Consider the following 12,805-nt stretch of genomic DNA (forward strand, 5'->3'; position numbering starts at 1 on the left):
AGCAGCCCGCGCCACCCTGCCCCAAATCATCGCGCGACGCGGTCGAGGGCGCTATCCTAAGGGAATGACCGGCCCGGCCACCGAACTGCGCGAGCACTCCCCCGAATCATGGGGCGATCACTGGCTCGATGAAGTCACCGAGCCCGCCAGCCCGGCGTTTGGCCGCCCGACGCAGCTGGCCATGAGCTCCTTCGCCGGCCCCGCGCGCGTCATCCGGCGCCTCTATAGCTTCGCGGCCACCACGCCCGGCAAGCTTTTTACGGTCACCGTCATCCTCACCGTCGCGCTGGCGGCAGCCGGCTTTTCCATGTCTTCATCCTCGGCTTCAAGGCACGATGACCTGGATACCTTGCTGACCTCCACCGAGCCGATGTCGAATGCGGCGCACCACCTCTACACCAACTTGTCCCTGGCGGATACCGTGGCCACCACCGGCTTCGTGCAGGCGGGCGTGGAGCCGGAGGTGAACCGCAACCGCTATAACGAGGCCATCGATGCCGCCTCCGTCGCCGCCACGCAGGCCATCGTGGGCACCTCCACCGAGGATGAGCGCGTGCGCGAGCTCGTCACCTTTATCCAACGCAAGCTGCCGGTGTACACCGCCCTCGTGGAAAAGGCCCGCGTCAATCACCGCGCGGGCCACGCCGTGGCGAATTCCTATATGTCGAACGCCTCGGCGCTCATGCGGACCCAGATCCTCCCCGCCGCCGCGGAGCTGTTCACCTTGACGTCGGAAAAGGTGAGCCAACAGCAGCAGCGCCTGACCCGCCCGCAGTGGGTGCCACTATCTGGTCTGGTCGCCGCGCTCATCTTCCTCGGCCTGGCGCAGTGGTGGCTATGGCGGCTGACCCGCCGCCGCATCAACCGCGGTTTCGTGGTGGCCACGGGGCTGTTATTCCTGGCGCTGGTGTGGGCCTCCGCCTCCAACTTCGCCACGTGGGCCTCGGGCCACCAGGGTTTCGAGACGGTATCGCGCCCCTGGGACTCGCTGACCGCCTCACGCATCGAGGCCCAGCAGATGCGCACCTCGGAGACCCTCGCCTTGGTTCTGCGCTCCTCTCAGCAGGACATGTCCGTGCACTTTAATTCCACGGTGTACTCCGTCAATCAGGCCCTGCGGGACTATGAGCAGGCGCTTGTCGACGACGACTTCCCCTCCTCCGATCCCACCCTCATTCCCCGCGCGAAGCAGGCAGTGGAGGATTGGACGACCACGCACGAGAACTTCATGGAGGATCTCTCCATGGGTGACTACGATGCCGCGCTGTACCAGGCCACCGCCATCGATCCGGACGGTGACCCCACCGCCGCCAGCGCTTTCAACGCCGTGGATAATTCCTTGGCCGCGCTCATCGACCAGGCCCGCGACGCCATGCGCACCTACCTGGTCCAGGGGCTCAACGCCATGACAATGGTGTCTACCGGCGTGCTCCTGGCTACCTTCGGCGCGATTATCGCCGTGTGGTTGGGAATCCGTCCCCGTCTGCAGGAGTACCTGTGATGCGCCGCCCTACCACGAAACGCCCAGCCTGGACCGCGGCCCTGCTCGTGCTCAGCAGCGCCGTGGCACTCAGCGCTTGCGAGCCGGAGCCGCCCAGCGCGCCGGATCCCATCCTGCCGTCTACCGCGAACCTCGATTCCACGCCGGGCCCGCCGCTACCGGAGGATGCCATCATCGAGCCCGCCGGCAGCGGTGAGGTGTCCAAGCAAAGCGATGCCGAAGCCTACGGCTCCTACCGCCCGGACGATAAGACGCCGAGGGAGCGCGTGCCCGAGATCCTGGAGCGCGGCCGGCTCATCGTGGGCGTGGACCGCTCCAATAACCTGCTCAGCTACCGCGATACCGCCACCGGCGAGGTCCGCGGCTTCGAGGTCGACATCGCCCGCGAAATTGCACGCGATATCTTTGGGGATCCCAACAAGGTGGACTTCCGCTTCGTGGAAGCTTCCGAGCGCGCGCGTGCCCTCAACGACCGCACGGTAGACATCGTCATCCGCACCATGACGATTAGCCCCACACGCCAGCGCGAAGTCGCCTTCTCCATTCCCTATATGCAAACGGATGCCCGCTTGCTGGTGCTGAAGAACTCCGGCATTCACTCCATCGCGGATACCGCCGGTTTGACCTTGTGCGCGACGAAGGGCTCCACCATGGTGGACGCGATACGCAAGCACGCACCTACGTCCGATATCTTGGAGACCCGCGCCTGGGGCGATTGCCTCATGGCGCTGCAGCTGGGGCAAACGGACGGCATCGTGGTGGATGATGCCCTGCTCTCCGGCATGCTGGCCCAGGATCGCTACACGGAGATCGTCGGCGATCCCCTCGAAAGCCAAAGCTATGGCGTAGCCGTGCGCAAGCCCGATGGCTCTTATGACTCGCGCCCGCTCATCCGCCAGGTCAACTCCACACTGGAGCGCATCCGCAAAGACGGGACCTGGCAGCAGCTCTTTAACGAGTGGCTCGGGGATTACATGGATCAGCCCGTGCTCCCGGCGCCGAAGTACCTCGACGAAACCCCACCCGCGACGGAATCGCAATCGAGTTCCCCAAGCAGCAACCAGCCCGGTGAGAAGAAGGAGGGGCACTAATGTCGCACCGCTTCAGCGAGGATGAGCTCGACCACCTCACGCCCGAAGAGCACGAGACTGCGCAGCCCGAAGCCGCAGATCCCGGAGCCGTGGAGCCCGAAACTCCTGCCGACGCCACGCAGGCCGTGCGCTTCGATCCCTTCGCCGATGAGGACGATGATTTTTCGGAGGACCACCACCTCGGCGCCTCGCCTGCGGAACCAGGGGATCCGGGAACAGCGCCCGGCGCCAACAACGCGGAAGCCTCCGACCGCACCGCGGCAGTCCCCTTCGATCCCTTCGCGGATGACCTCGAGGAGGAGGACCTCGGCGCCACCGGCGCCGTCCTCTCCCCAGCGGACCGCCCCGGCGCGCATGGCACCGCGACGGGCAAACCCGACGACGGCGAATACGTCGATTCGGATAACATCGCGGCACTCATCGAGGAGCTGGGGCAGCTGCGTGATCGTCGCAAAGCAGAGGACCCCTCGCGGGCCTCGCGACGCCGCGCGCTCGATACCTTCCGCCAGCGCCGCGCCACCAAGCGCACCGACCGCGAGGTGGCCGATGGCATGGCCACCTTGCCCTTCGTGGTCCCGGTAGATCCCAGCGAGGCGCTCATCGATCCGAAGGATGCGCCCCGCGCCGCTCCCCCGCAGCTCAAGCCGGGCGACATGGTGGCCGGCCAGTATGAAATCCTCGGCGTGCTCGCCCATGGCGGGTTGGGGTGGATCTACCTGGCCAATGACCACTTCGTCTCCGGGCGCATCGTGGTGCTCAAGGGCATGCAATCCACCAACTCCGCCGAAGAGACAGCGACTGCGGAGGCGGAGCGCGAGTTCCTCGCGGACATCACACACCCGAATATCGTGAAGATTTTCAACTTCATCGATGACCCCCGCGTCCCCGGCGGCTTCATCGTCATGGAATACGTGGGCGGCCCCTCGCTCAAGCAGCGCCGCAACGACCAAGTCAATGACCGCTTCCCGGTCGACACCGCGATTGCCTACATCCTGGAAATCCTGCCCGCCCTGGACTACCTGCATGCCCGCGGCGTGGTCTACAACGATTTGAAGCCCTCCAACATCATCGTCACCGAGGACCAGGTCAAGCTCATCGATCTGGGCGCGGTCTCCGGCATCGGCGCCTTCGGCCACATCTATGGCACACAGGGTTTCCAGGCCCCGGAGATCGCCACCCAGGGCCCCTCGGTGGCCAGCGATATTTACTCCATCGGCCGCACACTGGCCTGCTTGACGTTGAAGCTGCCGGTGGAGGATGGCGTCTATAAGCCCGGCCTACCCTCCCCTACCGAGGAGCCGCTGCTGCGCCGCTACCTCTCCTTCTACCGCCTGCTGTTGCGCGCTACCGATCCTGACCCGGAGCAGCGCTTCGCGTCCGTGTCCGAGCTCCGCAACCAGCTCTTCGGAGTGCTGCGTGAGGTCATCGCGCTGCGCGATGGCATCCAGCACCCAGCCCAACACTCCGTCTTCTCCCCGCAGCGTACGACCTTCGGCACGAAGCACTTGGTCTTCCGCACCGACCAGCTCATCGACGGCATCGACCGCACCGTGCGCATCACCGCCCCCGAGGTGGTCTCCGCGCTGCCCATCCCGCTCATCGTCCGCTCCGATATCGGCGCCCCGCTGCTGCAGGGTTCCTCCTACACCGAGCCACAGGAAGCCTTGGAGACCCTGCGACAGGCCATGCAGACTCCGGAGTACGAGGAGTCCGCGGAGATTCCCCTCGGCGTGGTGCGCGCCATGATTGATCTGGGATACATCGGCCAGGCACGCGAGTGGCTGACCTCCATCGAGGAGCGCTTGGGCAAGGACTGGCGCTTCCACTGGTACTCGGGCGTGACCGAGCTGCTGCTGGATAAGTACCGCGAGGCTCAGGCCCATTTCGCCCACGTCCTCGACGTGCTGCCCGGTGAGGCCGCCCCGAAGCTGGCCATCGGCGCGGTCAACGAGCTCATCCTGCAGCAGCTGGGTTTTTCAGAAGCCGCGCTTATCGACGCCTCCGTCGCCCGCGCCTGCGCCAACCTCACCACCTCGCTGGCGGATCTGCCCAACGATGCTTTCGAGGATCAGCCCGGCATCTGGGACCACGTCACCGATGATCCGGCCCACCTGCGCTTCAACTCGCTGCGCCTCTACGGCATCGTGTGGGCCACGAACCCGACGACGGTCTCCTCTGCCTTCGGCCTGGCCCGCCAGCTGCGCGCCGAGCACCAGGTTGAGCTCGCCGTGGCCACCTTGGATAAGGTGCCCAATGCGTCGCGCCACCACCGCATGGCCCGTCTGACCACGGTCCTGCAGCTCATCGTGCACGATCTCTCCGAGTCCCGCATCCGCCGTGCCGCCCGCCGCTTGGAGGAGATTCCGCAGAACGAGCCGCGCTTCTTGCAGATCAAGATTGCGGTCATCTCCGCCGGGCTGACCTTCCTGCGCGATGCTGACCTCGACGCCGCGGCCTCCCCCAACGACCTCTTCGAGTTCCCCTTTACCCAGCGCGGCCTGCGCTATGGCCTGGCGGATACCCTGCGGGCATTGGCCCGCCAGGCACCGTTCGCCCGCCACCGCTACGCGCTGGTGGACTTGGCCAACAAGGTCCGCCCGGTCACGATGTTCTAGTACAGCCCCGCCTCCCGGGCCATGGCCGCAATACCCGCGGACTTCTGTGCGATGGCCAGCTCCTCGTTGGTCGGCACCACGAAGACCTTGACCTGGGAATCCGCGGTCGAAATCATGCGCGGCTCCTTCGAGCGCACGAGGTTGGCTTCCTTATCGAAGTCAATGCCGTACATGTCCAGGTTGTACAGCGAATCCTGGCGGACCTCAGTATCGTTCTCACCCACGCCGGCGGTAAACGTAATCGCGTCCACGCGGCCCAGCGCAATCATGTACGCACCGATGAAGCGGCGCAGCTGGTGGATGTAGATGTTGTAGGCCAGCCAGGCGTCCTGGTCCTCGTTGTTGATGCGCTCGCGCAGCACGCGGAAATCGTTGACACCCGCAATGCCCTTCACACCGGAGCGCTTGTTCAGAAGGTTATCGATCTCATCGATCGACATGCCTGCCTCACGCGAGAGGTGGAAGATGATACCCGGGTCAATATCGCCCGAGCGGGTGCCCATGGCCAGACCCGCCAGTGGGGTCAGGCCCATCGAGGTATCGATCGGGCGGCCGTTGCGAATCGCCGCCGCCGAGGCACCGTTGCCCAGGTGCAGCGTGATCTGGTGGACGTGCCCCGGGTCGCGGTCCAAGAGCTTCGGCACCTGCTGCGAAACAAACTCGTGGGAGGTTCCGTGGAAGCCGTAGCGGCGGATATCGTACTGCGAGGCCACATCGTTATTGATGGCATAGAGCGCGGCCGCCGGCGGCATGTGGTTGAAGAAGGCCGTATCGAAGACCGCCACGTGCGGGATATCCGGTAGCAGCTTGCGCGCCACGCGGATGCCGTCCAGGTTCGCCGGGTTGTGCAGCGGCGCGAGCGGGATGAGGTCCTCGATCATGGACTCAATCTGGTCCACGATGAGCTGCGGCTCGCTGAACAGGCGCCCGCCGTGCACAACGCGGTGGCCCACGGCGATGACCTCCACGTCCGTCGGGCCCACGCCGTGCTCGTGCATGATGCCGAAGGCGCGGTCGAGGCCGAAGGAGTGGGTGGGAATCTCCAGCTCTTCCTTGTATTCCTCACCGCCCGTCTTGACGGTCACCGCACCCTGCGGCTCACCGACCTGCTCCACCAAGCCGGAGACCAGCGGGGTATCCGTGGCCGAGCTTTCCGGGTCCACCAGCTGGAATTTAACCGAGGAGGAACCCGAGTTGAGAACGAGTACGTACGCCATCTACTTCACTCCTGCCTGGATAGCGGTAATAGCCACCGTGTTGATGATGTCCGGAACGGTCGCACCGCGCGAGAGGTCATTGACCGGCTTGTTCAGGCCCTGCAGAATCGGGCCCACCGCCAACGCGCCACCGGTGCGCTGCGCCGTCTTATAACCAATGTTGCCGGCCTCCAGGTCCGGGAAGACGAAGACCGTGGCCTTACCCGCAACGTCAGATTCCGGCGCCTTCTTGGCGGCCACACCGGGGTCACAGGCAGCGTCGAACTGCAGCGGACCATCCACCGCCACGGAGGAATCGATGCCGCGAGCCACCTCGACGGCCTGCGTCACCTTCTCCACGTCCGGGCCAGCGCCCGAGGTGCCCGTGGAGTAGGACAGCAGCGCCACGCGCGGGTCCAGGCTGAACTGCGCGGCGGTCTGCGCGGACACGATGGCGATCTCGCCGAGCTGCTCCGGGGTCGGGTTCGGGTTCACCGCGCAATCACCAAAGGCCCACAGGCGGCCCGGCATCACCATGAGGAAGATGGAGGAGACAACGGAGGCCTCCGGCTTGGTCTTAATGATCTGGAAGGAAGGCTTAATGGTGTGCGCCGTGGTGTGCGCCGCGCCGGAGACCATGCCATCGGCCAAGCCCTTGTGCACCATCATCGTGGCGAAGTAGGACACGTCCTTCATGGTCTCGCGCGCCTGCTCCAGCGTCACGCCCTTCTTCTTACGCAGCTCCGCAAAGTCCGCAGCGAATTCCTCCGCCAACGGGGATTCGAGGTGGTTGATGATCTCCACACCGCTCAGGTCGATCCCGAGTTCCTGGGCGCGCTTTTCGACGCCCCCGTCACCCAGAATCGTCAGCTTCGCCACCTTGCCCTTGATGAGCTCCCCCGCGGCCTGAAGGATGCGATCATCCTCGCCCTCCGGCAGCACGATGTGCGCACCGATTTCGCGGGCCTGATCCAGAAGCTGCTTCTGGAAGAGCTCGGCGCACATATAGGGCTCGATGTCCTCCAGGGAGGAAATCGCACTGGGAACGGAGGAGACGTCTCCCACCGCGCCCACCACGGTGGCGCCCACCGAGCGCGCGTGCTCCAGTGCCAGCTCCGCGGCGCGGTCAGGCGCATCGGAAACCAGCACGAAGGGCAAGCCCAGGGCGGCCGCGGCCTTGGCGTCAAAGTCCATGACGCCTGTTCCCTGAAGGACCAGGTTGCCCGCGGGGGCATTCTCCAGGACTTCGCTGAGTGTGGTTCCCAAGTCATCTACCTGGGCGAAGGTTGCCCCCAGTTCCTGGGCTACAGCAGCAACGTCCAAACCGTCGAAGCCGCGCCCAATGACGCTAATGAAGGCGGAATTCCGTGAGGACTTGGCGGTCATGACAACCCTTTCTCTGCTTAGAAAGCGTGTACCCGGGATCACACAGTGGGGCACACAGTGACACTACGACACTTTCACAGTACGGGAACACACCCCTTCTCGCCGCCGACTTAACACTGACCATCAGCAACTCCCCAGGCCACTGCCACCTCACCCGAAGCCAAAGTGTGCTATCACACAGAAACTTGTCCTCCCTTGTTCCCTCGGAGTAGGCTCCTAACCAGGATTGTTACTTCGGGCAAGACCTAGGCTCCCCACTCTTAGCCGCGTGGGGATGGTTCGCTATGAACCATTGTGGCCTAGGTCTTTTGTGGTTTTCACAGGCCCTTAACTCGCGAAAGGATTCTCATGTCGACTGATATTCGCTCGGCAGCCGAGGCCATCCTGGATGGCATCGGCGGGGCGGAGAACATCACCTCTCTCACGCACTGCGCCACCCGCCTGCGCTTTGAGCTGGCTGATGCCTCCAAGGCAGACAAGGAAACACTCGAGGCCATCCCCAAGGTCATGGGTGCCGTGCCCCAGGGCGGCCGCAACTACCAGGTTGTCATCGGCGGTGACGTGGCCACGGTCTATGACGAGATCAAGGCCCTCCCGCAGATGAAGAACCGCAACCAGTCCGGCGGCCAATCTAATGACGATGTCAAGGCCGCCGCCCGTGCCAAGTCCAAGGGCAAGCTGCCGTGGATGGATGCCTTCTTCGAGTACCTCTCGGATTCCTTCCGCCCGATTCTGGGCGTGCTGCTGGGCGCTTCCCTCATCATCGCCTTCGCCTCCGTCCTGGATGCTTTCGGCGTCGTGGACTTCCGTTCCCCGGACAAGCCGGCCTCCTGGTTCTTCGTGGACGCCATGTGGCGCTCCGTGTTCTACTTCCTGCCGGTGATGGTGGCCTACAACGCTGGTAAGAAGCTGCGCATCGACCCGTGGGTCCCAGCCACCATCATGGCGGCGCTCTTCACCCCGGAGTTCCTGAATCTTTCGGAGAACCCCGCGGTCCAGTGCGTCACCAACGACACCCTCGGCGCTGAGCAGTGCTCCATCGAAATCTTCGGCATGACCATGCAGCTGCCGGAGTACGGCGGCAACGTCTTCGTCCCGCTCATCATGGCGGCCGTAGCGGCGCTCTTCTACAAGGGCTTCCAGAAGATCATCCCGTCTGCGGTGCACATGGTCTTCGTCCCCTTCCTCACCCTGCTCTTCGTCATCCCGCTGACGGCCTTCCTCATTGGTCCGTTCGGTGTGTGGGCCGGTAACGGCATTGGCGCTGGCCTGTCCTGGATGAATGACAACGTTCCGTTCGTCTTCGCCCTGGCTATCCCGATGCTCTACCCGTTCCTCGTCCCGCTGGGCCTGCACTGGCCGCTGAACGCCCTCATGCTGGTCAACATTCAGACCTTGGGCTATGACTTCATCCAGGGCCCGATGGGCGCATGGAACTTCGCCTGCTTCGGCGCCACCGCTGGCGTGTTGGCACTGTCCATCCGTGACCACGACACCGTGATGCGCCAGACCTCCGGCTCTGCCCTCTTGGCTGGCCTGCTCGGCGGCGTGTCCGAGCCTTCCCTCTACGGTATCCACCTGCGCTACAAGAGGATTTACCCGCGCATGCTGGTGGGCTGCTTTGCTGGTGGCCTGACCGTGGCCCTGCTGACCCTGGGCACGAACGGCATTACTACCGACGCCTTCGTCTTCACCTCCCTGCTGACCATCCCGGTCTTCACCCCGATGGCCAAGTACGCCATTGCCATCGCAGTGGCCTTCTTCGTGGCCTTCTTCCTCATCCTCTTCACCGACTACCGCACCCCGGAGGAGCGCGCTGAGGCCAAGGCCGCCCGCGAGGCCGCTGAGAAGGCCGAGCTCGACAACGCCAACGCCGCCGACAACGCCGCGCTTGCCGACGCCCCCGCAGCAACCGCCGCTGCCGGGGCTGGCGCCGGTGCCGCCACTGCAACCGCCACCAAGGCTGAAACCGCCACCAAGGCTGACGCCCCGGCCAAGGCCGCTGAGCCCGCTGCTGGCACCACCACCGACATCGCCTCCCCGGCTGCCGGCAAGGTTGTCCCCATGGCTGAGATCGATGACCCGGTCTTCTCCGCCGGCACCCTGGGCGACGGCGTGGGCATCGTCCCCGAGAACAACGAGGTCTACGCCCCCGTCAGCGGCACCGTCATGAGTGCCATGAAGTCCGGCCACGCCTACGGCATCAAGACTGAGGACGGCGTGGAGGTCCTCGTCCACATCGGCATCAACACCGTGAAGATGAAGGGCGAAGGTTTCGCCCCAGCCGTCAAGAAGGGCGACACGGTCAAGCAGGGCGAGCTGCTTGCCACCGTTGACTTCGCCAAGGTCACCGAAGCCGGCTACGACACCACCATTGTCCTTGCCGTGACCAACACCAAGACGCTGTCCGCCGTCACCCCGGCTGGTCTCAACCACGCCGCCGCTGGCGATACGGTCATCACCACGACCCGCTAAAGAACCCACTAGGGAACCTTTAGCACGCCTCTAACGAACCCTGACTAAGCTGGCTCGATGGAACCACCATCGTGGCCGGCTTTAGTCGTTTTAGCTCCAACCGGCTAGCCTTAACCGGTTAACCCCAACCAGAAAGGTGCCTTGTGCAACTGTTGCGAGTGTTCAATAACAACGTCGTGCTCGCACGCCGCGGCGCGGAGGACGTCATCGTCACCGGACGCGGAATCGGCTTCCAGGCTCACCCCGGCACTGAGGTTGACCCCGCCAAGGTGGTCAAGGTCTTCGTCCCGGATTCTGGCCGCGACCCGGACCACCTGGCCGCCATGATCGCCGGCATCCCCGGCGAATACGTTCAGCTGGTCATCGACGCCATGCACTCCGTCGACATGTCTGAGGCGCTGCGCAGCAAACTCACCTTGGTCGTCGCTATTGCGGACCACATCCACGGTGCCGTCAACCGCGGCAACGCCGTGTCCTATCCCCTCGAAGCTGAGGTGCGCCACCTCTACGCCGAAGACTTCGCCCTCGCGCAGCAGCTACTCACGGCCATCAACGGCGGCCTCCATAAGCCGTTGGCTCCCGACGAAGCCGTGGCCATCACACTGCACTTGGTCAACGCCGGCTTCGCAGTGGGGGATCTCTCCGGCACTTACCGCATGACGGGTCTGATTCAGCAGATTCTGGCCGTTATCGGTTCGCACATCGATACGGAGCTCATTAGCGAAGACATCTCCGTCGCCCGCTTCATCACGCACCTGCGCTACCTCTTCGTGCGCATGGCGGAGCACCAGCAGCTCGACTCCGACGACCGCCAGGTGGCCACCGCTATCTCCGCGCGCTACCCCGATGCCGTCGAGACCGCCCAGATGGTAGCCAACCTCATTGAGCTTCGCCTCGACAACACATTAACCCCCGATGAGGTCTCCTACCTGACGCTGCACATCGCGCGCCTGGAGGAGGCCTCCGCCTAAGCCATCACCCCGCTTAGGCGATTCACCAACCAGACTAAGCCGCCGGCGCCTCTACAGCGCCCTCAGCGGGCGCGTCGACAGCACCATCGACCGGTGCCTCAGCGCCGCCTTCCACTGGCGCCACCGGCTCTGCCACGGTGATGATGTTGTCCTCGTAGCCCAGCTCGCCGCCGACGAACTTGCCGCCACAGGTGATGAGGACCAGGCGGTTCTCTCCCTGGGTGTCATTGACCACATCCGGGAAACCTGAGCCCTTCGGCAGACGGTACGGCGCCTCCGTCACGCGGAACTGGCGCTCCTCGCCGTCGATGAAGACGGTGAATTCCTGGCCCTGCTCCAGAGTGGTGAACTTCTCCGCAAAGCCCGTTCCCTGCCCCTGGTAGTTGATATGGCCGGTGATAACGCTGGAGCCAACCGGGCCAGCCTCGCCCGGTACTGCGGAGGCGGAGTACCAACCCAGGCGCTGCACATCGCGCGGCGGAATCAGCATGCCGGTATCCGTAACCTGAATCGGGTCCACGGCAGCGAACTCATCGTTGATGCCCAAGGACATAGCACCGAAGCCACGGAACTCACCCGGTGCCGCATCAATCTCCTTATCCTGCTCACCGGAGTCATCCACGAAGGGAACATTGTTCGTCGTGGGTGCCTCAGCGCTTTGCGACGTCTCCGTCGAATCCCCTGCATTATCTTCCGCGGAATCATCGCCATTGCGTCCTGCATAGATCACCAATTGCACGATGACCAAGATGACCGCGATGAGCGCCACCAGACCAATGAGCAGCTTCTTATTGCCCTTCTTCGACTCGCCCGCTGACTGCTCCTCACCGGCACGGTGCTTCGCCCCGGCGGCCTCCCCGGCAGTCTCACCCGTGGAATCGGCGGGGTATTCCGGAATATCGTTCTGTTGGCTTTCGCCAGCCATAATCTCTGCTCCTTGTGACTGTCTTCTAAATATGGGCTTCTAGCTTCTAAAAGTCTTCGCTATGGGGTTTCGATGTAAACAATAGTCTAAAAGTCATACGACGAATCCCCTCCAGCGTTTTCACCCTGGAGGGGATTGTCCTAACCATTTCCTGCCCCTACCACACCCAGCCGGTGAGGGCCGGGATGGTGTTGCAGTGCGGACTACTTGATGAAGTCCTGCATGCCTGGGTCAAGCTCGGTTGCACCAGAAGGTACGTGCTTGATCTCCACGCGGTGCGTGTTGGACGGCATCGGCTGACCGAAGTCCTGCGGCTGGTTAGCAGCATCCTCCGGCGGGGTTGCGTCCAGGACGGTAACCTCGCGGTCATCGCGGCCGGTGTTGTCGTGGGACTCACCGTGGTTGTTGCCACCATCGTGGCCACCATTGCCACCATCATGTCCGCCGTTGCCACCGTTGTGGCCACCGTCGGTGATGATCTTGATCAGGCCCAGACCCGGGATGAGCAGCAGCCACCACGGCAGGTCCTTCTTCGAGCTGCCCTTGTCTCCATCATTGCCCTTGCCGTCGCCCTTATCCGGGGTATCGGAAGGCTTGTCGGAGTCAGAGGTAACCGTCTGGTTCTTGTCGTTGATGTCCTTGTGC

The 12,805-nt window shown here is 64.0% G+C and carries 9 protein-coding genes; 5 read left to right on the forward strand and 4 right to left on the reverse strand.

Features of this window, described 5'->3' with window-relative positions; translation table 11 throughout:
* The first annotated feature begins 64 nt into the window (after positions 1-64).
* From HMPREF2967_RS07275 to HMPREF2967_RS07285, 3 genes are read left to right on the forward strand one after another with little or no spacing between them, the layout of a single operon-like run.
* On the forward strand, positions 65-1,501 hold the full coding sequence (locus tag HMPREF2967_RS07275; RefSeq protein WP_070685798.1) for a hypothetical protein: 1,437 nt from the start codon (positions 65-67) through the stop codon (positions 1,499-1,501).
* Entirely contained in the window at positions 1,501-2,592 is a 1,092-nt protein-coding gene (locus HMPREF2967_RS07280; protein WP_070685800.1) for a glutamate ABC transporter substrate-binding protein, read from the forward strand. Before HMPREF2967_RS07275 ends, HMPREF2967_RS07280 begins: the two co-directional genes overlap by 1 nt.
* Entirely contained in the window at positions 2,592-5,207 is a 2,616-nt protein-coding gene (locus tag HMPREF2967_RS07285) for a serine/threonine protein kinase (protein ID WP_070685802.1), read from the forward strand. Before HMPREF2967_RS07280 ends, HMPREF2967_RS07285 begins: the two co-directional genes overlap by 1 nt.
* Here the strand turns inward: HMPREF2967_RS07285 and HMPREF2967_RS07290 are convergent.
* A complete protein-coding gene (locus tag HMPREF2967_RS07290; protein WP_070562459.1) occupies positions 5,204-6,424 on the reverse strand; it encodes an acetate kinase in 1,221 nt (406 codons plus the stop codon). The two genes, HMPREF2967_RS07285 and HMPREF2967_RS07290, sit on opposite strands and share 4 nt — an antisense overlap.
* Positions 6,425-7,789: a phosphate acetyltransferase gene (gene pta / locus HMPREF2967_RS07295; RefSeq protein ID WP_070685804.1), complete on the reverse strand. Its 1,365-nt coding sequence runs from the start codon at positions 7,787-7,789 to the stop codon at positions 6,425-6,427.
* A gap of 348 nt (positions 7,790-8,137) precedes the next feature.
* Between pta and HMPREF2967_RS07300 the strand changes: the two genes are divergently transcribed.
* Positions 8,138-10,264 carry a glucose PTS transporter subunit IIA gene (locus HMPREF2967_RS07300; RefSeq protein ID WP_070685806.1) on the forward strand — a complete coding sequence of 709 codons (2,127 nt, stop codon included), beginning with the start codon at positions 8,138-8,140 and terminating at the stop codon, positions 10,262-10,264.
* A 143-nt stretch (positions 10,265-10,407) separates the two neighbouring features.
* Positions 10,408-11,235, forward strand: coding sequence for a PRD domain-containing protein (locus HMPREF2967_RS07305; protein WP_070532141.1), 828 nt, complete (start codon positions 10,408-10,410; stop codon positions 11,233-11,235).
* Positions 11,236-11,269: 34 nt separating this feature from the next.
* Here HMPREF2967_RS07305 and HMPREF2967_RS07310 read toward each other — a convergent pair whose 3' ends face one another.
* Together HMPREF2967_RS07310 and HMPREF2967_RS07315 are read right to left on the reverse strand one after the other, a co-directional pair.
* Positions 11,270-12,160, reverse strand: coding sequence for a class F sortase (locus HMPREF2967_RS07310; RefSeq protein ID WP_070685808.1), 891 nt, complete (start codon positions 12,158-12,160; stop codon positions 11,270-11,272).
* A 203-nt stretch (positions 12,161-12,363) separates the two neighbouring features.
* A partial coding sequence (locus HMPREF2967_RS07315) for a hypothetical protein (protein WP_369816027.1) occupies positions 12,364-12,805 on the reverse strand: 442 nt, incomplete at its 5' end.

This window comes from Corynebacterium sp. HMSC059E07, assembly GCF_001814395.1.
GTDB classification, from domain to species: Bacteria; Actinomycetota; Actinomycetes; order Mycobacteriales; family Mycobacteriaceae; genus Corynebacterium; species Corynebacterium hesseae.